This is a genomic window from Arthrobacter sp. Helios (assembly GCF_023167125.1).
GTDB classification, from domain to species: domain Bacteria; phylum Actinomycetota; class Actinomycetes; order Actinomycetales; family Micrococcaceae; genus Arthrobacter_B; species Arthrobacter_B luteolus.
Window position 1 is genome coordinate 2,190,101 of the sequence record NZ_CP095402.1, and the last position, 20,021, is coordinate 2,210,121.

Annotated in this window: 21 protein-coding genes; 10 read left to right on the forward strand and 11 right to left on the reverse strand. The window is 65.8% G+C overall.

The window, feature by feature from the left end; genetic code table 11:
- Positions 1–363: 363 nt before the first annotated feature.
- Positions 364–1,212, reverse strand: coding sequence for a PHP domain-containing protein (locus ArtHe_RS09800; protein WP_248316638.1), 849 nt, complete (start codon positions 1,210–1,212; stop codon positions 364–366).
- Positions 1,213–1,328: 116 nt separating this feature from the next.
- Between ArtHe_RS09800 and ArtHe_RS09805 the strand changes: the two genes are divergently transcribed.
- The gene (locus tag ArtHe_RS09805; protein ID WP_248319740.1) at positions 1,329–2,903 is read left to right on the forward strand and encodes an aminopeptidase P family protein; all 1,575 of its coding nucleotides are present in this window, start codon (positions 1,329–1,331) and stop codon (positions 2,901–2,903) included.
- Positions 2,904–3,084: 181 nt separating this feature from the next.
- Here ArtHe_RS09805 and ArtHe_RS09810 read toward each other — a convergent pair whose 3' ends face one another.
- On the reverse strand, positions 3,085–4,068 hold the full coding sequence (locus tag ArtHe_RS09810) for a general stress protein (RefSeq protein WP_248316639.1): 984 nt from the start codon (positions 4,066–4,068) through the stop codon (positions 3,085–3,087).
- Positions 4,069–4,188: 120 nt separating this feature from the next.
- Here ArtHe_RS09810 and ArtHe_RS09815 point away from each other — a divergent pair, with 120 nt between their 5' ends.
- Genes ArtHe_RS09815 through ArtHe_RS09825 form a run of 3 tightly spaced genes read left to right on the forward strand, consistent with a single transcriptional unit; the run spans position 4,189 to position 7,219 of the window.
- Positions 4,189–5,475 carry a CBS domain-containing protein gene (locus ArtHe_RS09815; RefSeq protein WP_066295706.1) on the forward strand — a complete coding sequence of 429 codons (1,287 nt, stop codon included), beginning with the start codon at positions 4,189–4,191 and terminating at the stop codon, positions 5,473–5,475.
- Positions 5,468–6,061 carry a DUF1003 domain-containing protein gene (locus ArtHe_RS09820; protein ID WP_066295708.1) on the forward strand — a complete coding sequence of 198 codons (594 nt, stop codon included), beginning with the start codon at positions 5,468–5,470 and terminating at the stop codon, positions 6,059–6,061. The genes ArtHe_RS09815 and ArtHe_RS09820 overlap by 8 nt, the downstream gene beginning before the upstream one ends.
- Positions 6,062–6,064: 3 nt before the next feature.
- Positions 6,065–7,219 carry a P-loop NTPase gene (locus tag ArtHe_RS09825; protein WP_248316640.1) on the forward strand — a complete coding sequence of 385 codons (1,155 nt, stop codon included), beginning with the start codon at positions 6,065–6,067 and terminating at the stop codon, positions 7,217–7,219.
- A gap of 179 nt (positions 7,220–7,398) precedes the next feature.
- Here ArtHe_RS09825 and ArtHe_RS09830 read toward each other — a convergent pair whose 3' ends face one another.
- Genes ArtHe_RS09830 through sigE form a run of 3 tightly spaced genes read right to left on the reverse strand, consistent with a single transcriptional unit; the run spans position 7,399 to position 9,439 of the window.
- Positions 7,399–7,851 carry a Sec-independent protein translocase TatB gene (locus ArtHe_RS09830; RefSeq protein ID WP_248316641.1) on the reverse strand — a complete coding sequence of 151 codons (453 nt, stop codon included), beginning with the start codon at positions 7,849–7,851 and terminating at the stop codon, positions 7,399–7,401.
- 50 nt (positions 7,852–7,901) lie between these two features.
- Positions 7,902–8,822 carry an anti-sigma factor gene (locus ArtHe_RS09835; RefSeq protein WP_248316642.1) on the reverse strand — a complete coding sequence of 307 codons (921 nt, stop codon included), beginning with the start codon at positions 8,820–8,822 and terminating at the stop codon, positions 7,902–7,904.
- Positions 8,823–8,827: 5 nt separating this feature from the next.
- The gene (sigE, locus tag ArtHe_RS09840; RefSeq protein WP_066296970.1) at positions 8,828–9,439 is read right to left on the reverse strand and encodes an RNA polymerase sigma factor SigE; all 612 of its coding nucleotides are present in this window, start codon (positions 9,437–9,439) and stop codon (positions 8,828–8,830) included.
- A gap of 367 nt (positions 9,440–9,806) precedes the next feature.
- Between sigE and ArtHe_RS09845 the strand changes: the two genes are divergently transcribed.
- Positions 9,807–10,454, forward strand: coding sequence for an O-methyltransferase (locus ArtHe_RS09845; RefSeq protein ID WP_248316643.1), 648 nt, complete (start codon positions 9,807–9,809; stop codon positions 10,452–10,454).
- A 15-nt stretch (positions 10,455–10,469) separates the two neighbouring features.
- On the opposite strand, the gene ArtHe_RS09850 is transcribed toward ArtHe_RS09845, so the two are convergent.
- The 5 genes from ArtHe_RS09850 to ArtHe_RS09870 all read right to left on the reverse strand — a co-directional run bounded on the left by ArtHe_RS09850 (position 10,470) and on the right by ArtHe_RS09870 (position 14,276).
- A complete protein-coding gene (locus ArtHe_RS09850; protein WP_248316644.1) occupies positions 10,470–12,068 on the reverse strand; it encodes a leucyl aminopeptidase family protein in 1,599 nt (532 codons plus the stop codon).
- Positions 12,069–12,140: 72 nt separating this feature from the next.
- Positions 12,141–12,308 carry a DUF3117 domain-containing protein gene (locus tag ArtHe_RS09855; RefSeq protein WP_083521353.1) on the reverse strand — a complete coding sequence of 56 codons (168 nt, stop codon included), beginning with the start codon at positions 12,306–12,308 and terminating at the stop codon, positions 12,141–12,143.
- Positions 12,309–12,501: 193 nt separating this feature from the next.
- Positions 12,502–13,077 (reverse strand): DNA-3-methyladenine glycosylase I, encoded by a 576-nt coding sequence (locus tag ArtHe_RS09860; protein ID WP_248316645.1) that lies wholly within the window; start codon positions 13,075–13,077, stop codon positions 12,502–12,504.
- On the reverse strand, positions 13,074–13,469 hold the full coding sequence (locus ArtHe_RS09865; protein WP_248316646.1) for a DivIVA domain-containing protein: 396 nt from the start codon (positions 13,467–13,469) through the stop codon (positions 13,074–13,076). The genes ArtHe_RS09860 and ArtHe_RS09865 overlap by 4 nt, the downstream gene beginning before the upstream one ends.
- 36 nt (positions 13,470–13,505) lie before the next feature.
- On the reverse strand, positions 13,506–14,276 hold the full coding sequence (locus tag ArtHe_RS09870; RefSeq protein ID WP_248316647.1) for a TIGR00730 family Rossman fold protein: 771 nt from the start codon (positions 14,274–14,276) through the stop codon (positions 13,506–13,508).
- A gap of 166 nt (positions 14,277–14,442) precedes the next feature.
- On the opposite strand from ArtHe_RS09870, the gene ArtHe_RS09875 reads away from it, so the two are divergent.
- The 4 genes from ArtHe_RS09875 to ArtHe_RS09890 all read left to right on the forward strand — a co-directional run bounded on the left by ArtHe_RS09875 (position 14,443) and on the right by ArtHe_RS09890 (position 17,796).
- A complete protein-coding gene (locus tag ArtHe_RS09875) occupies positions 14,443–15,225 on the forward strand; it encodes an amino acid ABC transporter ATP-binding protein (protein WP_066295718.1) in 783 nt (260 codons plus the stop codon).
- Between the two features lie 88 nt (positions 15,226–15,313).
- On the forward strand, positions 15,314–16,153 hold the full coding sequence (locus ArtHe_RS09880; protein ID WP_248316648.1) for a glutamate ABC transporter substrate-binding protein: 840 nt from the start codon (positions 15,314–15,316) through the stop codon (positions 16,151–16,153).
- A gap of 99 nt (positions 16,154–16,252) precedes the next feature.
- Positions 16,253–16,927 (forward strand): amino acid ABC transporter permease, encoded by a 675-nt coding sequence (locus ArtHe_RS09885; protein WP_248316649.1) that lies wholly within the window; start codon positions 16,253–16,255, stop codon positions 16,925–16,927.
- A complete protein-coding gene (locus ArtHe_RS09890; RefSeq protein WP_248316650.1) occupies positions 16,924–17,796 on the forward strand; it encodes an amino acid ABC transporter permease in 873 nt (290 codons plus the stop codon). Before ArtHe_RS09885 ends, ArtHe_RS09890 begins: the two co-directional genes overlap by 4 nt.
- Positions 17,797–17,914: 118 nt before the next feature.
- Here the strand turns inward: ArtHe_RS09890 and dapE are convergent, their stop codons facing one another.
- Positions 17,915–19,006: a succinyl-diaminopimelate desuccinylase gene (dapE, locus tag ArtHe_RS09895; RefSeq protein ID WP_282568677.1), complete on the reverse strand. Its 1,092-nt coding sequence runs from the start codon at positions 19,004–19,006 to the stop codon at positions 17,915–17,917.
- 33 nt (positions 19,007–19,039) lie between these two features.
- On the opposite strand from dapE, the gene dapD reads away from it, so the two are divergent.
- On the forward strand, positions 19,040–20,011 hold the full coding sequence (gene dapD / locus ArtHe_RS09900) for a 2,3,4,5-tetrahydropyridine-2,6-dicarboxylate N-succinyltransferase (RefSeq protein WP_248316651.1): 972 nt from the start codon (positions 19,040–19,042) through the stop codon (positions 20,009–20,011).
- Positions 20,012–20,021 lie beyond the last annotated feature (10 nt).

Here is a 20,021-nt window from a genome sequence, read left to right on the forward strand (position 1 = left end):
AAAGAACCCCTACGGGCAGCCCTGCTCATCGGGGATACGGCGCTCGCAGCGCCGCCCAGCCTGCGGTGAGTTCACTCGAACCGCGGCCTGCAGCCTAAGCTGCGTCCAGGATGCACCCTGTGACGTCAGGGCACAGGTCTCCGGTCCGTGAATGCCATCCCCGGGCACCCTCGGACTTTTTACAACATAACATATTTCAATTGATCAATAAGCAATATGAATTGTTACAGTTAGGCTTCGAAGCGCCCGGCCGGATTTCGGAGGGCTTTGCCGGGTGCCGTTTTGTAAAAGCTGCTGAAATGAGCTATATCCGCGTCCGGGTGGTGCCGTGGCAGCGGAATAGCGGTCTCCAGCGGGGGCACTCTACGGAGTGATCAGACCGGTTCCGGTGCCAAGTTCGGCCATTTTTTCCAGGACTGCCGGGTCGGTGGTGTACTCCCCCAGCACATTCGGTTTGCCGGTGCCGTGGTAGTCGCTGGATCCGGTGACCAGGAGGGAATGCCGCCGCGCCAGGCCGCGCAGGAATTCACGGCCTGCTTCCGGATTGTCCCTGTGGTCGATTTCCAGTCCTGCCAGGCCGGCGTCGATCATCTCGCGGTACGTCTTTTCGTTGACCACCCGGCCGCGGGAGGAAGCCTCCGGGTGGGCAAAAACGGGTACCCCTCCTGCATCGCGGATCAGTTCCACGGCCGCTGCCGGGTCCGGGGCGTAGTGGGCCACGAAATACCGCGAACGCGCCGTCAGGATGCCGGCGAAAGCCGCCGATCTGGTGGGGACCACACCGGCTGCCACCAGCGCGTCGGCTATATGCGGGCGGCCAATGGTTGCGCCCGGGGCCACCTGCGCCTGGACGTCCTGCCAGCTGATCGGATAGTCCTCTGCCAGGCGTTCGACCATCCGTTCGGCCCGGGTGACACGTGCCGACCTGGACTTGGCGATCTCAGCCAGCAGCCCGGGGTGCTCGGGATCATGCAGGTAGGAAAGCACATGCACGCTGATACCGTCTGCCGTCCGGCAGGAAACCTCCATGCCCGGGACAAACACCAGGCCCAGTCCGCGCGCCGCTTCCGCCGCTTCGCCCCAGCCGGCCGTGGAATCGTGGTCCGTCAGCGCGACGGCGTCCAGGCCGGCGGCGCTGGCTGCAGCCATCACGGCACCGGGCGGCTCAGTTCCGTCCGAGACATTGGAATGGGTATGCAGGTCGATTCTCACCCCACCAATCTACGCGCTCCCCGGCCCCAGGTTCCGCAGGCCGGTCCCGCTCCGCGCCGGAGGTGTTTGGTCCAGGTTATGGGCGGTGAGACCATGTACAGGTGAGTACTGACGCCATTTCCCCAGACACTGCTGACTCCGGCCTCGAAGAACTGTCGGAGGGACAGCCGCTCGATGACCGCGTAAACAACCGCTCCCAGCGCCCCACATCTCAGGCTTTCAAGGACTTTATGTCCTCCGGCTGGGCCGCCGAAGCGCATGAACTGCCCCAGCAGTCGGAAGTGGCCCCGTATGCCGCCGCTCGGCGCCGGGCCCTGTCCGAGCGGTTCAAGGGACTGCGCCTGGTCATCCCCGCCGGTCCGCTGAAGGTCCGTTCCAATGACACCGACTACCGGTTCCGGCCCCACTCCGGCTTCGCCCACCTCACAGGGCTCGGCCTGGACCACGAGCCGGACGCCGTGCTGGTTATGGAGCCCGTGGAAGAAGGAACCGGCGACGACGGCGGCCACCACACGGCCACCCTGTACTTCCGGCCGCTCGCCGGAACCGACAGCGAGGAGTTCTACTCCAACGCACGCTACGGAGCATTCTGGATCGGCTCACGGCTTGGCTTGGCTGAAGTCAGCGCCCTCGTTGGCCTGCCCACCCGTGACCTGTCGGAAGCTGAAACCGCGATCACAGCGAACGTCGGCGATCCGCAGTTTGGCGGCACCCCGGTCCGTCTGCTGCGCAAGGTGGACGAGATGGTCGATGCCCTGGTCGACACCGTCCGCTACAACACTGCTCCCGACCCGGAGAACGTAGATCTCTCGGCACTGGATGCCCTGGACGACGAAGTCACCGAGGCGCTCTCCGAGCTCCGGCTGATCAAGGATGACTGGGAAATCGCCCAGATGCGCGAAGCCGTCGCCGCTACCGTGAACGGCTTCACGGAGGTTGTGAAGGCCCTTCCCCGCGCCATCGCCCACCCTCGGGGGGAGCGCGTTGTAGAAGGTGCATTTTTTGCCCGGGCACGCGAAGAGGGCAACGAGCTGGGCTACGACACCATCGCCGCGGCCGGCAACAATGCCACCGTCCTGCACTGGATCAGGAACAACGGCGCTGTGCAGGCAGGTGACCTGCTGCTGCTCGACGCCGGAGTCGAGGCCGAAAGCCTCTACACCGCAGACGTCACCCGCACCCTGCCGGTCAACGGCAAGTTCTCCGAGGTGCAGCGCCGGGTCTACCAGGCTGTGCTGGACGCGGCCGATGCCGGCTTCGCTGCGGCCAAGCCGGGAAACAAATTCCGTGACGTGCATGCTGCCGCAGTTCGTGTCCTTGCCGAACGCCTGCAGGATTGGGGACTGCTTCCGGTTCCGCTCGAGGAAGCGCTCTCCGATGAGGGCCAGCAGCACCGCCGCTGGATGCCGCACGGCACCAGCCACCACCTCGGCCTGGATGTCCATGACTGCGCCCAGGCACGCCGCGAGCTGTACCTGGACGGCGTCATTGAGGAAGGCATGGTCTTTACCATCGAACCCGGCCTGTACTTCAAGAAGGAAGACCTCACCATCCCCGAGGAATACCGCGGAATCGGCGTCCGGATCGAGGACGACGTACTGATCACCGCCGACGGCCCGGTAAACCTCAGCGACGCGCTGCCCCGCAACCCGGACGACGTCGAGGCCTGGATGGCCGGCATCTACGCCTAGCAGCTGCACGGGGCCGACACTGCCCGAGCCATAAAAATACCCGCCCGGATGATCCGGGCGGGTATTTTTATGGCCTGTGATTCTTGTGGGCCGCGAGTCTCATGGGCTGTAATACTCAAGGGCGGTGGCTTTTGCTGGCCCAACGCTGAGCGGCTGCGCCGGCCCCCGGAACCTGCTGGGATCAGCGGTTCCCGTCCTTCTGCTCCGGGGTTGATTCATTCTGAGCGGCATCGGTTGCCGGGGCTTCAGGCGCCGCACCTTCAGGTGCGGCAGCTTCAGATGCCGGGGAACCAGCGCCACTGTCATTCTGGGCGGCCGGGACAGCATCCGGGAGCCGGACACCGTAGCGGGGCCGGCCGTCGGGCAGATCGGGGAACTGGCCCCGGGGCGGTGCCTGCCCAGCCTGTGCCTGCTGCTGCTCCGCAGGCTGCCCCTGGGCTGCGGCAGCGTGAGCGCCCGCTCCGCCGGACACAGCTCCGCCGGACACAGCTTCGCCGGAAGTGCCGGCGCCGCGGGCACCGTAGGGATCTGCCCATGTGGACGGACGCTGAGGCGCCTGGCCCTGCTGCGGCCCCTGGTACGGCGGCTGTCCCTGCGGTCCCTGGTAGGGCGGCTGTCCCTGCGGCGGCTGGTAGGGAGGCTGTCCCTGCGAAGCTGCCGGATGCCCGCTCTGTCCCACCATGGGCAGCTGCTGCAGCAGCCTCCGGGCTTCATTGGCAGCCTCAGGGGCCACCACAACGTCGTAACTGGTGGCTATGACCTGGCTGGTGGAGGTGAAATCCCGGCGGCCGCGCTGGAAGGCGTACGCCAGCACTCCGAACAGCAGCCAGAAGACGGCGCCCAGCGCCATGGACGGTATCAGCGAGATATAGGAATCGCCGCCGCCAAAGAGCATCAAGGCAAGCCCCACGAAGAGACCGAACCAGGCACCGGTGGCGGCGCTGGACAACGCCACCCGCGGATAGGACAGTCTTCCGGTCACCCGCTCCACGGATTTCAGCTCGTTGCCGACAATGGAGACAAGCTGGACGGGGAACTTCGAATCCGCCAGGTAGTCCACCGCCTTCTGGGCATCCAGGTACGCGGTGTAACGGCCCACTAGTTCGCCGCGTGGCAGGTTGCGTCCCGGGTCCCGCTGCGTTGATCCACCAAATAGGTTCGACATTCCACCATTCTTTCGCAAGTGGGGCCGTTGTGGGGGAATGTATCGCTCGCAGTGAACGCCGGGCCCGGATGGCGGCGCCGTAATACGCCGATCCCGCCGCCGCCAAGTAGCCTAAGAAGGGTGAGCACAAATCCCACCCGAGTCTTCATTGCACGGCTGCTCGGCCTGGATGTCTTCGATCCGCTCGGGGACCGTCTGGGCCGCCTCCGCGATGCCGTAGTGCTGGACCGCGGCGCGGGCAGGCCGCCCCAGGCCGTGGGAATCGTCGTAGAGGTCCCGGGCAAAAAGCGGGTCTTCGTGCCGATCACGCGGATCACCTCCATGGACCCGAGCCAGATCATCTGCACCGGGCTGGTCAATCTGCGCCGTTTCCAGCAGCGCGGCGCGGAAATGCTGGTGGTCGCCGAGCTTTTCGACAGCAAGGTGATCCTGGCGGACAACGGCGGGGAAGCCACCGTCGAGGATATTGCCATTGAGCAGAACCGTGCCGGAGACTGGCACGTCTCCAGTCTCTTCGTCCGCCGCGGCGGGCAGGCTTCAGGGCTCCGCGGGCTGCGCCGGCGCGGCGAACTGCTGATCGTGGACTGGGCCGAGATTTACCACTGGGACATCTCCGGCCCGCAGGCCGCCACGCAGTTCGTTGCCCAGCATGATGACCTGAAGGCAGCCGACTTCGCCGAGGCCCTGCACGAAATGAGCGGCAAACGCCGCATCGAGGTCGCCAGTGAACTCCAGGATGAGCGCCTCGCCGACGTCCTGCAGGAACTCCCCGACGACGATCAGGTCCAGATCCTGCAGTCCCTTGACCTTGAGCGGGCCGCAGACGTCCTGGAGGAAATGGATCCGGATGATGCCGCCGATCTGCTCAACGAGCTGCCGGAAGAACAGAAGGAAGAGCTCCTGCAGCTGATGGAGCCCGAAGACGCCCGCGATGTCCGGCGCCTGATGGAGTATGAAGAGGATACTGCCGGCTCGGTGATGACGCCGGTGCCCGTGATCCTCCCGCCGGAAGCCACGGTGGCCGAAGCCCTGGCCCATGTCCGCAAGGAGGAGCTCACCCCAGCCCTCGCCTCCTCCATTTATGTCTGCCGGCCTCCGCTGGAAACTCCCACCGGACGGTATCTCGGCGTCGTGCACATCCAGAAGCTGCTGCGGGCCGCTCCCCCCGAGGCGCTGGGAAACATCCTGGACACTGACCTTGAACCGGTCCGCGACTACGCGGACATCAGCGAGATCTCCCGCATGCTCGCGACGTACAACCTGAACTCATTGCCGGTTGTGAACGACGGCGGCCGGCTCGTGGGAGCCGTAACGGTGGACGATGTGCTGGACCACCTCCTCCCGGATGACTGGCGCGCCTCCGATGACACCGGCCCCATTACGTGGCAGGGAAGGAAGAATGGCTGAGAAGAACCGCCCCCGCACCGACGGCCTGGATACCCCGCGCACCGCCCGCACCCGGTGGCTCCCGCGGTTGTCCCCAAACCCCGATGCCTTTGGCCACGCCACGGAGAATTTCGCCCGGTTCATGGGCACCCCGCAGTTCCTGCTGTACATGACCGTCTTCTGCCTTCTCTGGCTGGGCTGGAACACGTGGGGGCCGGTGTCCCTGCGCTTCGACAGCGTGGCGCTGGGCTTTACGCTGCTGACCCTGATGCTCTCCCTCCAGGCCTCCTACGCCGCTCCCCTGCTGCTGCTGGCCCAGAACCGGCAGGACGACCGGGACCGTGTCTCCATGCGCCAGGACCGCGAACGCGCTGAACGCAACCTGATGGACACGGAGTACCTCACCCGGGAAATCGCCGAGCTGCGGATCGCCCTGCGTGAAGTAGCCACACGGGATTATGTCCGCTCCGAGATCCGGAGCCTGCTCGAAGAGCTCCTGGAAGCAAATGACAACCGGGACGATTCCAGCCGCCGGAACCAGCGCCGCCGGGGCCAGGATGCCACCGCGGCGCTGCCCAAGATTACGCCCGGAGCAGGAGAAGACTAAGCAGTGCCTTTGAACGGATCAGGTAAGACCCTCCAGGAACAGGCCCGCGCCGCCCTTGGCCGGGTCATCGACCCGGAACTGCGGCGTCCCATTACCGAGCTGGGCATGCTTCGCAGCGTGGAAGTGGACGACGCCGGCGCCGCCCGCGTTTCGGTGCTCCTGACGATTGCGGGCTGCCCGCTGCGCGGAACCATCACCGGCGACGTGGAGCGTGAGCTCGCCGGGGTGCCCGGCATTTCGAGCGTGGACGTCGAGCTGGACGTCATGAGTCCCGAACAGCGCGAAGAGCTCAAGGCGATGCTCCGCGGGCCGGGCGGAGCCCGCGGGATTCCATTCAGCCGTCCGGATTCCCTGACCCGTGTCTATGCGGTCGCCAGCGGCAAGGGCGGGGTGGGCAAGTCCACCGTCACGGTCAACCTCGCCGCAGCCATGGCGGCCTCCGGGCTGCGGGTGGGTGTGGTCGACGCCGATGTCCACGGGTTCTCCGTCCCCGGCCTCCTGGGCATCACCGCGCCGCCAACCCGCGTCGACGAGATGATCCTGCCGCCGGTGGCCCACGGCATCAAGACGATTTCCATCGGCATGTTCCTCGACGGTAACCAGCCGGTGGCCTGGCGCGGGCCGATGCTGCACCGGGCACTGGAGCAGTTCCTCACCGACGTGTATTTCGGGGACTTGGACGTGCTGCTGCTGGACCTTCCTCCGGGCACAGGCGACATCGCTATCTCTGTGGGCCAGCTGCTGCCGTCGGCTGAGATTCTGGTGGTCACGACGCCGCAGGCGGCGGCGGCGGACGTTGCCGAGCGGGCGGGAACAGTTGCCGCCCAGACCGGTCAGAAAGTCGCCGGCGTCATCGAGAACATGTCCTGGCTGAGCCTGCCGAACGGGGAACGGATGGAGCTCTTCGGTTCAGGCGGCGGTGCGATCGTCTCCGAGCGGCTGGCCGGCGCACTCGGCTACGAAGTTCCGCTGCTCGGCAGCATCCCGCTCGACGTCCGCCTGCGCGAAGGCGGGGACGCGGGACTTCCGGTGGTGCTGACGGATTCCGCCGCTCAGGACGGGAGCGCCGGTGCTGAGCTGCGGCGAATCGCCCACACCCTGTCCCGCCGTCCGCGGGGACTCTCCGGGATGAGCCTGGGAGTCACCCCCCGCTCCTGATGGATGCCCTCCCTGTCGCAGACTACTGGAGACAAGGGACGTCGGTTTTGGCAGGCGCCACTCTGATGTCACCGCGCCGGACGGTTGGGATCCGCTGTCCGCGGGGCTACGTTGTTGCGGCGGCCGTTCCGGGGGCAGGTGCTGGTCCGGCCGGCGTACCGGCACTGCCCGGTGCGGGGCTAGGTGGCCTCCACGTCGAAGGGAGCGGTTTCCCCGGCCGCGAGCCGTTCGATGCGCTGCACGGGCGGCGGTGATGTCTGCGCTGCGGCAGCAGGGACGGCGGCGGCCGCCGGCGCTGCGGCTGCGGGCGCTGTGGCTGCGCTGCGGACGGGGTGCCCTGAGGTTCCCTGCCGCGGAGCCGGGCGGACAGCATCTTCGACGTCGTCGAGCAGGGCTTCCTTGATGATCCGCCGGGGGTCGTACTGCCGCGGGTCCAGCTTGCGCCAGTCCACTTCGTCAATTTCCGGGCCGACTTCTTCGCGCAGCTGCTCCCGGGCACCACTGGCCATGCGGCGAAGTTCGCGGACCAGGCGGGCCAGTTGGGAGGCGTATTCGGGCAGGCGCTCAGGGCCGAGAACGGCCACAGCAAGGATTGCCAGCACGATCAGCTCATAGCCATTTATTCCGAACACTTCTGAAGGTTACCTTTTCCCGCCCGGTTCAAGCGACTTCCAGTGTGGACTCAAAGTGAACGTCCGGCACCGGCCAGCAGCGATAGCCCCCGCATCACCCTGTCCACCGGCCCGGAGTCCCGGTCCTTGGAAGGTACCAGCAGGCGGGCAGACTCGGTCAGCGACAGTTCACTGACTGCACCGGCAACCATTTCGTTCGACGCAGATGACGCGAGTGTATAGGTGACATTGCCGGTGGACAGCACTGCCTGGCCGGGCTTCGCCGGATCCCGCCAGACCCGGGGCGAGGTAGCGGAGTTTCCGGTCTGGAGGGTGAAACCCTCTTCCGCTACCGGCCGTTCGCTGACTGCATGCAGGACGCTGGCGTTTGTGTCGCCCTCACCCGGACGCTGCTCATACAGCGTAATCTTCTCCCCATTGCGGGCGAGTACCAGCGCGACGGCGGGCTGTCCTGCCACGTGCGTGGCGGTGGCTTCTTCAAGGGTGAAGCCGAGTTCGGAAAGCTCCGGGCAGGACCAGCCGGATTCTCGGAGCTTCTGCAGCTGGTCGCTGGACAGCTTGCCGGTCTGGCTTTGGGTTACTTGGTTCCAGCCGGCCAGCAGGTGCGCCTGCTGCGGAGCAGAGAAGGGTTCGTCGGCCAAAGTACCCAGCACGTAGGCACCAGCCAGGACGAATCCGGAGACGAGGGTGAGGATGCTACCCACGGCGACGGCGTAGCGGGCGCGGGTCCGCGGCCGTTTCTCCTCCGGGGCGGCCGGCAGGGATGCTCCCCCGGCCACAATGCGCCGGGCCAGGTCCTCCCCCGGCAGCGGTATGCTCATGGACCGCAGCCGGATGCGCAGGCGCCGTTCCTCTTCCACGAGGGACCGGCAGGGTGCGCAGCGTTCCAGGTGAGCTTGGACTGCTGCCCTTTTGCGCTGCGGAAGTTCGTCGTCCAGGAACTCACGGATATGGCGTCGAGGATGGCGCATATTCTCTATCCGGCTCCAACCACGCGGGGAATTTTGAGGCTGACGGCCGGGGTCCGGCGCTGGGTTGGATCGCGGTGGGCCAGTTTTTCCTTCAGCATGGTGCGTCCGCGGTGAATCCGGGAGCGTACGGTGCCCAGCTTGACACCCAAGGCACGGGCGACCTCGTCATAGGACAGCCCTTCAAGGTCGCAGAGCACAACGGCTGCCCGGAAATCCGGAGGAAGTTCTTCCAGCGCCTGCTGGATATCGACGTCCAGGTTGTTGAATTCGAAACTCCGTTCCGGACCGGGACCCGGGCTCGGGAGGCGGCTCTCGGCTTCCTCGCTCATACCGTCGAACCGGATCCGGCTCCTGCGCCGGGCCTGGTCGAGGAAAAGGTTGGTGGTGATCCGGTGGAGCCAGCCGTCCAGGGTTCCAGGCTGGAAGTTGGCCAGTGATCGGAAGACACGGACGAAAACTTCCTGGGTAAGATCCTCGGCGTCGTGTTTGTTGCCGGTTAGGCGGTACGCCAGGCGGTAGACCTTCGCGGAGTGCGCCTGCACCACTTCTTCCCAGGTCGGACGCACCCAGTCGGCGCCTGCCGATGCGTCCGCTGAAACGTCAAGTGTCCCGGTCATGGTCTTCCTCCCTTCAAAGCGCAAGTCGGCTGCCTTGTTCCCGGTGAGGTAGGGGCAGTCTCTGATCGCCAGCTTCAGCATCAATATTCGCGCATGATTCTGGGAGTTCGCTGTTAGCATGCCGTGGTTCGGCAGACAAGTGGGCGTGCCTTTCGCTGCGACATCCAAATGACAAGATCCACGGCACGGCCACGCCAGCCCGGTTTGCTGGACCGCTGGCCTTAAGCTGGTAAAGCAGTCCGGCGCCGGCCCAGCCCAGCGGCTGCGCCCCCTGCTGCATCCCGGACTATTGCCTATTCCAATTCCTGCTTCTATTCCGATTTGTTCCTGGTTTCCCTGCCACCCCGACCGAAAGTGACGTACACCGATGAGCGCCGACAAGCAGACCAACTGGTCCTACACGGAGGCCCTGCCCTTCGAGGATGAAGTGCTGCTCCGCGCACGCGAGCGTTCCCACGAACTCGGTGTACATCCCGTGAGTACCGGAGTCGGCGCGGCGCTCACCGTCCTGGCTGCGTCCGCGAAGGCACAGACCGTTGTAGAGGTGGGGACGGGTGCCGGCGTTTCAGGAGTTTGCCTGCTGCGCGGACTCGGCCCGCAGTCCGTCCTGACGACCATTGACTCCGACGTCGACCACCTGCGCGCTGCCCGGCTGGCCTATTCGGAGGCCGGCATTCCGGGAAACCGGACCCGGACCATCTCCGGCCGCGCCGCCGAGGTGCTGCCGCGGCTCACCGACAACGCCTACGACCTGGTTTTTATCGACGCGGACAAAGCATCCTTCCCCGTGTACACCGAACAGGCCGTCCGGCTGCTGAAGCCCGGGGGGCTGCTGATCGTTAATGGTGCCCTCGACAACGGCCGGGTCGCCGATCCGGCGGCACGTGAACCGCTGACCAGCACGATGCGGCAGGTGGGCAAGGCCATCCGGGACAACGATTCGCTGGTCTCGGCGCTCCTGCCAACCGGGGACGGCCTGCTGCTGGCCGTCAAGGTACTGCCGGCGCGCCGGTAGCGTCCGGGCCGCAGTCTAGGAAGCGTCGATTCCGGCCAGCGTGCGGGCGGCGCGGGCGCGCAGGAAGGCGATCAGCAGCCGGGCGCCGAAACCGGTGGCGCCCTTGGCGTACTCGTGGCTGTCGCTGGCTGCTTCCATGGGCCCGGCGATATCCAGGTGGATCCAGGGTGTGCCGTCCACGAATTTCTCCAGGAACAGGGCCCCGAGAATAGCCCCTGCCCCCGCCTTGGCACCTACGGGTGCCACATGCGCCAGGTCAGCGGTGTCTGAGTCCAGCAGATAGTCATATTCCGGCACCAGCGGCAGCTGCCAGAGCGGCTCCCCCGAGCTGCTGGCGGCCGCCTCGAAGGCGGTCAGCAGGCTGGGATCGTTGCCAAAGAGGGCGGCATGGCGTTTGCCCAGTCCGAGCGCGGCCGCGCCCGTCAGAGTGGCAACATCAATCAGGGCACCGGGCTCCAGCCGGCCGGCTGCGTACGCGAGGGCGTCGGCAAGAACCATCCGCCCTTCGGCGTCGGTGTTGCCGATCTCCACGGTGGTGCCGTTCCAGGTCCTGACAATATCGCCGGGCCGGTAGGACGCGGCACCGATCGCGTTTTCTGCCAGGGCAAGCAGGGCCGTCACTTCGAACGGCAGCTTCAGCTCAGCGGCGGCCTGTACTGCGGCCAGGACTACGGCCGAGCCGGCCATGTCCATTTTCATGGCGGGCATGGAATCGCGCGGCTTGAGCGAGATGCCGCCTGAATCGAAGGTTATGCCCTTCCCCACCAGGACCACGCCGCCGGCTTCCGCTCCGGCAGCCCCCGTGGGCCGGTACGTAACGCGCACCAGCCGCGGGCCATTGGCGGAGCCGGAACCCACGGCGGTGAGCCCGCCGAAGCCTTCAGCTGCCAGCCGCTTGGGGTCCCACTCTTCGAATTCGAGCCCCGCGGCCTGGGCCACGGAGCGGCTTTGCGCGGCCATCCACGCCGGTGTTGCGGTGTCCGGCGGGGTGTTTGTCAGGTCCCGGGCCAGCCAGGCTGCGCGTGCACTGGTTTCAGCCAGGGCCAGCGCCTGCGGGTTCAAACCGGTGACCTCCATCCGCGCGGCCATGGGCTTGGCGGCGTCGGAGAGCCCGGTTTTCGGCGCACGGTAGCCACCAAGCAGGAACCCCTCGAGGAAGGCCTGCTGCGCCTGGGGCGTCAGCCCGTCCACCACACTGGTGCGTATTTTCTGTGCTCCGAACGTCGCGCGGGCCAACGCGGCGCCGGCGCGCCGAAGACTCTGGTGGGACTCATCGCCGACCCCCAGGTAGATCAGTTTCCCGGGCAGCCCCTCGGAACCGCGCGGCGGTTCAACCACAAGGTGCTCCCCTGCCCGGCCGCTGATCCCGGCAGCATCCGCCCGCGCCGCAACGTCAACGCCGTAGCGCACGGCGGCTTCAACGGCTCCGCTGCGGGGTTCGGGAACGGGTTTCGCACCCGCAGGTGCGCCTTCCTGGGAAGATTCCGCCGCCGGCCCCGGGGCGATTCCCACGGCCAGGACGTCCACGCCCTCGCCGGGTTTCGGTTCGAGGCCGGTATCCGCGCCAGGTTCATCTGGCCGCGGGTACGGCGGCAGCGGTGAAACAGCTGTCATGGACATCCTGCGGGGAGCCTGCAAGGAACCCGCAGGCTTGGAAACTTGCCTGGAAGGACGCATGCACCCAGCCTAGCCGGTGACGCCGAGGAGGCATTCCTTGAGTTTGCCGGCTTCCTCTGCGTTCAGTTCCACCACAAGGCGTCCGCCGCCGTCGATCGGCACCCTCAAGATCAGGCTGCGCCCTTCCTTGGTGACCTCCATAGGTCCATCACCCGTACGCGGTTTCATCGCAGCCATCTTGAAGTTCCCCTTTCAACAGTGCACTGCGGGGTTATTCCCCGAGTAGTCACCTGTACTGCTGCCGATCGGTTTCCGAGCCGTTGCTTAGGGCACCGAGCTGCATTTGGGGACCATTATTCCGCACAAGTAGTGAGCAGGCGAAATTTCGGTGTGTCTGGCGCCACAACGCGGCGGGCGCGGGGGCTGGCTGCTAGCAGCTGCCCCGGATGCTGCAGGCTGCCAGATGGTCGTTTACATATCCGGTGGCCTGCAGCATGGCGTACGCAGTGACCGGCCCAACGAAGCGGAAGCCCCGGTCCCTGAGCGCCCGGGACAGGCTGACGGAATCGGGGGTGGAGGCGGGAACGTCCGCGGTCGACCGGGGAGCCGGTCCGGGCGGCGGGCGGTGTTTCCCGAGCAGGATTTCCAGCGACTCACCCGCGGGGAGCGCGAGCAGGGCACGCGCGTTGTTGATCGTGGCCTGGATCTTGGCACGGTTGCGGACAATCCCGGGGTTTTCCATCAGGTCAGCTACCTCGGCGTCCCCGAACCCGGCCACAGTTTCCGGGTCGAAGCCGCGGAAGGCTTCACGGAAGGCCTCGCGCTTCCGCAGAATCGTGATCCAGCTCAGTCCAGATTGAAAGCCCTCCAGGCTAAGCCGCTCAAACAACGCCGCCTCGCCGGTCACCGGCCGGCCCCATTCCTCGTCGTGATAGGCGAGATAATCCGGGCTGCCAAGCGCCCAGGGGCAGCGCAGCAGTCCGTCCGGACCCGGCTGCGCTGTCATTCGGGCTGCTCCGGCCGGGCGTCGACGGGTGGGGCGGCTGGACCGGGTCCGCCCGGCCCACGCAGTTCGGCGAGCGCCGCGTCACGTTCCAGGAGGGCTGTGGCCAGCCGTTCAAGCACCACGTCCACCTCGTCCATCCGGTAACCGCGGAAGCCAACAGAGAACCGCAGGTCGGCGATGTCCGCTGCGACGGGCCGCTCCGGCAGGAGCACCGGAGGCAGCCGGGGATCGGGCTCGGCGAGCCCGGCAGCGGCCGGGAAGCGCCGCTCCCCGCCCCAGTCCTCCTGCTCCAGATCAGCAGCACGCCGCCATCTCCCCGGGCCAATCCGACCGGCCACCAGCAGGAAGACCGCGCCGACGACGGCGATGGCAAGGAAGGCGAGCAGGATCATCACCGCTCCATCGTCCCAGATTGTGCCGGCGGGCGATTAGAGCGAGACATGCCCGGCACTGTCGGCCACAACCAGGCGGACAGCCTCCGCGGGGTCATCGACCAGATGAAGCAGGTTCAGGTCCTTCTCCGAGATCATGCCTTCCGCCAGGAGGCTGCCGCGCACCCAGTTCAGGAGCGGCGCCCAGAAATCCGTACCAATCAGCACGATGGGGAACGAAGTCACCTTTTGGGTCTGGACCAGCGTCATCGCTTCAAACAGTTCATCCAGTGTGCCGAAGCCACCGGGGAGGACGATGAAGCCCTGCGCGTACTTGACGAACATGGTCTTGCGGACGAAGAAGTAGCGGAAGTTGATGCCCAGGTCCACCCAGTCGTTGAGCCCGGTTTCGAACGGAAGTTCGATACCAAGGCCCACGGAAACGCCGCTGGCCTCCACGGCGCCCTTGTTGGCGGCTTCCATGGATCCCGGACCGCCTCCTGTGATGACGGCCAGGCCGGCTTCGGACAGCAGACGGCCCACTTCTTCGGCCGTTTTGTACCACCGAGACCCTGGCAGGCTCCGCGCGGACCCGAAAACACTGACTGCTGGACCCAGCTCGGAGAGCGTTCCGAAACCCTCGACGAACTCGCTCTGGATGCGCAGGACCCGCCAGGGGTCGGTGTGCGTGAAGTGTGTTCCGTCCTGGGTATCCAGAAGGAACCGGTCCGACTGCGGTACGCGCGCCTGCCCCCGGCGAAGTTCCACGGGGCCGCGGCGCTTCGCCGATACCGGGTTGGTGAGGTCTTGCTCGTCGCTGATTGCCATGCTCCAAGGCTAGCGGCTCGGCGTGTCCCGGCTCTCACCCCTGCCCTAAGGCGGGCGTTCGGATCTGCCTGTTAGCAGGGTTGTTTGTGTTTCTCTTGAGTCACGATTTCTACCCCGGGGAGTGATGCGGCGCACAGCACCTTGATTTGTTCGCTATCTTCTACGTATGACCAGTGACACAACACCAGGGCAGCCTGTACCTGAAAAAGCCGCAGCACCCCTCGTCTCGCTGAAAAACGTCAACAAGCACTTCGGGGACCTCCACGTGCTGCGGGACATCAATCTTGATGTGGCCCGCGGCGAAGTGGTTGTGGTGATCGGCCCGTCCGGTTCGGGCAAGTCAACCCTCTGCCGGGCGATCAACCGCCTGGAAACCATCGACGACGGCGAGATCACCATTGACGGCAAGGTCCTGCCCGCCGAGGGCAAGGCTTTGGCGAAGCTGCGTGCCGACGTCGGCATGGTTTTCCAGTCGTTCAACCTGTTTGCCCACAAATCGATCCTGGACAATGTGGCGCTGGGCCCGATCAAGGTCAAGAAGACAAAGTCCGCTGAGGCCAAGGAAAAGGCCATGGCCCTGCTCAAGCGGGTCGGCGTCGACAATCAGGCGAACAAGCTTCCCGCCCAGCTCTCCGGCGGACAGCAGCAGCGGGTGGCGATCGCCCGTGCGCTGGCGATGAAGCCGAAGGTGATGCTGTTCGACGAACCCACCTCGGCGCTGGACCCGGAAATGATCAACGAGGTCCTGGACACGATGGTCGAGCTGGCCCATGAGGGGATGACCATGATCGTGGTGACCCACGAAATGGGCTTCGCCCGCAAGGCCGCGGACCGCGTGATCTTTATGGCCGACGGCCAGATCGTTGAACAGGCAACGCCCGAGGAATTCTTCACCAATCCGAAGAGCGACCGGGCCAAGGACTTCCTCGGCAAGATCCTGGCCCACTAAGACCCCCACCGCACTGCAGAAGTTTTTCACCAACCCTTTGAGGCAAGGCAGGATCCAGACGGATCCTGCCGCAATGCAAGGAGAAAAAATGCGCAAGACCCGCTACGCTGCTGCCGCGATGGCCGCAGCTGCTGCCCTGACTCTTTCCGCCTGCGGCGGGGATTCCGGTAACGAAAACGCCGACTCCGCCGGCGGGGAGACCATCCGCGTCGGCATCAAGTTCGACCAGCCCGGTCTCGGCTTTGACGAAGGCGGCAATTACGCCGGCTTCGACGTCGACGTCGCCAAGTATGTTGCCGGCGAGCTCGGTTTCAGCGAAGACCAGATCGAATGGATCGAGACGCCCTCCGCCCAGCGCGAGAACATGCTCGAAAATGATCAGGTCGACATGATCTTCGCGACCTACTCCATCACCGATACCCGCAAGGAAAAGGTCGGCTTCGCCGGCCCGTACTTCGTTGCCGGCCAGGACCTGCTGGTCCGCTCGGACAATAACGACATCAAGGGTCCCGAGGACCTGAACGGTAAGAACCTCTGCTCGGTCACCGGTTCCACCTCCGCGCAGAAGATCAAGGACACCCTGGCCTCCGAGGTGAACCTGATGGAACAGCCGAGCTACGCGGAATGTGTCACCGCCATGCAGGGCGGCGCCATCGACGCCGTCACCACTGACGACATCATCCTGGCCGGCCTGGCTTCCACCGAGGCAAACAAGGGCCAGTTCAAGGTAGTCGGCAACACCTTCTCCGAAGAGAAGTACGGCGTCGGCATCCAGAAGGACAGCGACAAGTGTGAAGACATCAACGCTGCCATCCAGAAGATGATCGACGACGGCGCCTGGGAAGAGGCCATCAAGGCGAACACCGAGGGTGCCGACTACACCTTCAACGCTTCCCTGAACCCGCCGACGCCGGACGCCTGCGCCTAACCTCACCAACCCCCGCCGGGTTTTCGGCGGCACAGCTCAGGGCAGGGCTGCGGCCCTGCCCTGAGCTCCGCACTTTTATTTTTATGGAAGAGGTGACATATGGAAGGTTTCCTTGATCTCTTCGGCGATTACGACGTCGTTGGGGCCTTCTGGGTCAACATCCAACTGACTTTCTGGGCTGGCCTCTGGTCCCTGGTGCTCGGCACCCTCCTGGCCGTTATGCGCATCTCCCCCATTGCCAGCCTGCGCTGGTTCGGCACGGCGTATGTGAACATCTTCAGGAATACGCCGCTGACCATCATCATGGTCTTCGGAGCGCTGGCCCTGTGGTCCCAGCTCCAGGTCAGCCTGTCCAGTGACTTCAACCTCAACTTCTTCCGGCTCGCCATACTTTCCCTGTCGATCTACCACGCAGCCTTCGTCTGCGAAGCGATCCGCAGCGGCGTTAATACCGTTCCGCTGGGACAGGCCGAGGCGGCCCGTTCCATTGGCCTCTCCTTCCTGCCCGCCGCATGGCTGATCATCCTGCCGCAGGCTTTCCGCGGTGCTATCGCACCGCTGGGCAACGTCCTGATCGCCTTGGCCAAAAACACCACGGTGGCTGCCACGGCGTCCGTGGCGGAAGCCTCCGGGCTGATGAAGACCATGATTGAGTTCCGCCCGGACCTGATGACGCAGATCTTCCTGACCTTCGCGCTGGGCTTCGTCCTCATCGTGATTCCGATCGGCCTGCTGACAACCTGGGCCTCGAAGAAACTGGCGGTGGCCCGATGAGCCAGAGTGTCCTTTTCGATGCACCCGGCCCCCGGGCCCGGCGCCGCATCATGATCGGCAACGTCCTGGGAGTCCTCCTTATCCTGGGCCTGATCGCGCTGATCGTGAATGGACTGGCGGAGAAGGGCCAGTTCGATGCCGCCAAGTGGACTCCGTTCCTGGAGTGGCGCACCTGGGAGTTCTTTATGCTGCCAGGCCTGATGGCCACCCTGCGGGCAGCAGGGGTAGCGATCGTCACCTCAATCCTCTTCGGCCTCATCTTCGGGCTCGGCCGGCTGTCCTCGGTCAAGGCCATCAGCTGGACCTCCGGCGTGATCGTGGAGTTCTTCCGAGCCGTTCCGGTGCTGCTGATGATGATCTTCTTCTACCAGTTCCTTTCCAAGTCGACGCCGGTGCCATCGGCCGATGTGCCGTTTGTGGCCGTTGTGCTGGCACTGACGCTCTACAACGGATCGGTGATCGCCGAGCTGGTGCGTTCCGGCGTCTTCGGCCTACCCAAGGGACAGCGTGAAGCCGGCCTGGCGATCGGCCTGACCCGGAGCCAGTCGCTGCGGTCCATCGAGGTTCCGCAGGCGCTGGTGGCCATGCTCCCGGCACTGCTGAGCCAGTTCGTCGTGATCTTGAAGGACTCGGCCCTGGGCACCTTCATCGGCTATACCGACCTGCTGGCCTACGCCCGCAGGCTGGCGGCAGGCGAAGGTAACATCCTTCCGGCCCTGCTGGTCACGGCAGCTATCTTCATCGTCCTGAACATGCTGCTGACGTTCGCCGCTCAGCGCCTCTCCCGCCGCCTCGGCGCCCGCTCCGGGCAGCTGCTGCGGACCGAGGACGCGGTGGAACCTGAAGGGGCGCCCGCCCCGGCCCGGTAGACCAGGACAGCATCAAACAGTGAAGGTTCCCTTCCGGATCACCGGAAGGGAACCTTCACTGTTTTGGCGGATCGCACGGGGGTGGGTTCAGACTGGCGCCCTGGACCGGTCCGGAAGGCTAGGCCAGCCAGGCCCGCAGCGCCCGGAGGCACTCGCGGATGGCATCCGCCCGCACATGCTCGTCATCGGAGTGGGCCAGCAGCGCATCCCCCGGCCCGAAGTTCACGGCCGGAACGCCCAGGGCACTGAACCGGGCGACGTCGGTCCATCCGTACTTGGGCTTAGGCTCCGCTCCGACTGCTGCCACGAAGCTGGCGGCAGCCGGGCGGTCCAGCCCGGGCCGGGCACCGGAGGAGGCATCCGTAAGAACCAGGTCGAATCCGTGAAGCAGGTCCCGGACGTAAGCCTCCGCCTGGGCCAGGTCCTTGTCCGGAGCGAACCGGTAGTTAATTTCGACAGTGGCCGCGTCGGGGATGACGTTCCCGGCGGTGCCTCCGCTGATGCGGACCGCGTTCAGCGACTCGCGGTAATCCAGGCCTTCCACCCGGACGGTGGCCGGCTCATGGCTGCGCAGCCTGACCAGGATCTCCGCCGCCGCGTGAATAGCGTTCTCCCCCATCCAGGCACGGGCCGAGTGAGCCGCCTTGCCCGTGGTGCGGGCCTGGAACCGCATGGTCCCGTTGCAGCCGCCTTCCACGGTCCCGTCGGTGGGTTCAAGCAGGATCGCGAAGTCCGCCTTCAGCCACTCCGGGTAGCTCTTGGCGACCCGGCCCAGTCCGCTGAGCGAAGCATCAACTTCTTCATGGTCGTAAAAGATAAAGGTGACGTCCCGGGTGGGTTTGGTCAGCTGGGCTGCGAGAGCCAGCTGGACAGCCACGCCGCCCTTCATATCGGTGGCCCCGCGGCCGTACAGCACGTCACCTTCCCAGGTCGAGGGCACAGTGCCGCGGGCTCCCGGGACGGTCGGCAGCGGTACGGTATCCAGGTGGCCGGCCAGGATGACCCTTTCGGCCCGGCCCAGATTGGTGCGGGCCATGACGGTATCACCGTCACGCACCACCTCCAGATGGTCCAGGGCACGCAGCGAGGTTTCCACCGCGTCGGCGATGGCGGCCTCGTTTCCGGAGACACTTTCAATGTCCATCAGGGCGGCGGTGAGGGCAGCAACGTCGCCCTCCAGGTCCAGGCGGTTCACAGGTAATACAGTCACCGGACCAGACTACCGCTCGGTAGAGTGGAACCCATGACTTCCAGCACCCCATCAGCCCTGACCGCCCGCACCGCCTCCGGCCTTGGACTGGCTACCGTAGCCGCAGACGGCACTGTCCTTGACGTCTGGTACCCGCGGCCGCAGCTGACCCCCTTTGAAGCCGACAGCGCGCTGGCCACCGAACTGGCCAAGGCCGCCGGCACCATGACGGACGAGGTCCGCGGTACCCGCGGCGAGGTCGTGGAAACGCAGATCGACCTGGACGCCGCTCCGGAGTCCACCGCAGACGCCTACCTCCGCCTGCATGTCCTCTCCGCCCGGCTCGCTGCCCCCAACACCATCAACCTCGACGGCATCTTCGGGGTCCTGCCCAACATTGTCTGGACCAACTTCGGCCCCTGCCAGGTCGCCGGCTTTGACCAGGTCCGGGTCGGACTGCGTGCCCGCGGCGCGGTCACCGTGTATGGCGTGGACAAGTTCCCGCGCATGGTGGATTACGTCCTGCCCGCGGGAGTGCGCATTGCCGACGCCGACCGGGTCCGCCTCGGCGCGCACCTCGCCGAAGGCACCACCGTGATGCACGAGGGATTCGTCAACTTCAATGCCGGCACTCTGGGCACGTCCATGGTTGAGGGCCGCATCTCCGCAGGTGTGGTCGTCGGCGACGGCAGCGACGTCGGCGGCGGCGCTTCGATCATGGGTACCCTCTCCGGCGGCGGCAAGGAACGAATCACCGTCGGGGAACGGGTGCTCCTCGGGGCGAACTCCGGAGTCGGCATCAGCATCGGTGATGACAGCGTCGTCGAAGCCGGCCTTTACATCACCGCCGGAACCCGGGTCAGCGTGGTGGATCCGGAAACCGGGGAAGCCCGCACACTGAAGGCTGCGGAGCTCTCCGGCGTGCCCGGCCTGCTTTTCCGCCGCAACTCCGTGACCGGCGCCGTCGAGGTACTGCCCCGGCTGGCCCGGACCGTGGAACTGAACGCGGCTCTGCACGCCAACTAGGCGGCGCAAC

Bases quoted from the DNA above. Each gene is read 5' to 3' on its own strand.
- ArtHe_RS09810 (WP_248316639.1), bottom strand. From the start codon at position 4,068: ATGTCGAACCTATTTGGTGGATCAACGCAGCGGGACCCGGGACGCAAC.
- ArtHe_RS09820 (WP_066295708.1), top strand. From the start codon at position 5,468: ATGGCTGAGAAGAACCGCCCCCGCACCGACGGCCTGGATACCCCGCGC.
- ArtHe_RS09835 (WP_248316642.1), bottom strand. From the start codon at position 8,822: ATGCGCCATCCTCGACGCCATATCCGTGAGTTCCTGGACGACGAACTT.
- sigE (WP_066296970.1), bottom strand. From the start codon at position 9,439: ATGACCGGGACACTTGACGTTTCAGCGGACGCATCGGCAGGCGCCGAC.
- ArtHe_RS09845 (WP_248316643.1), top strand. From the start codon at position 9,807: ATGAGCGCCGACAAGCAGACCAACTGGTCCTACACGGAGGCCCTGCCC.
- ArtHe_RS09850 (WP_248316644.1), bottom strand. From the start codon at position 12,068: ATGACAGCTGTTTCACCGCTGCCGCCGTACCCGCGGCCAGATGAACCT.
- ArtHe_RS09855 (WP_083521353.1), bottom strand. From the start codon at position 12,308: ATGGCTGCGATGAAACCGCGTACGGGTGATGGACCTATGGAGGTCACC.
- ArtHe_RS09860 (WP_248316645.1), bottom strand. From the start codon at position 13,077: ATGACAGCGCAGCCGGGTCCGGACGGACTGCTGCGCTGCCCCTGGGCG.
- ArtHe_RS09865 (WP_248316646.1), bottom strand. From the start codon at position 13,469: ATGATCCTGCTCGCCTTCCTTGCCATCGCCGTCGTCGGCGCGGTCTTC.
- ArtHe_RS09870 (WP_248316647.1), bottom strand. From the start codon at position 14,276: ATGGCAATCAGCGACGAGCAAGACCTCACCAACCCGGTATCGGCGAAG.
- ArtHe_RS09875 (WP_066295718.1), top strand. From the start codon at position 14,443: ATGACCAGTGACACAACACCAGGGCAGCCTGTACCTGAAAAAGCCGCA.
- ArtHe_RS09880 (WP_248316648.1), top strand. From the start codon at position 15,314: ATGCGCAAGACCCGCTACGCTGCTGCCGCGATGGCCGCAGCTGCTGCC.
- ArtHe_RS09885 (WP_248316649.1), top strand. From the start codon at position 16,253: ATGGAAGGTTTCCTTGATCTCTTCGGCGATTACGACGTCGTTGGGGCC.
- ArtHe_RS09890 (WP_248316650.1), top strand. From the start codon at position 16,924: ATGAGCCAGAGTGTCCTTTTCGATGCACCCGGCCCCCGGGCCCGGCGC.
- dapD (WP_248316651.1), top strand. From the start codon at position 19,040: ATGACTTCCAGCACCCCATCAGCCCTGACCGCCCGCACCGCCTCCGGC.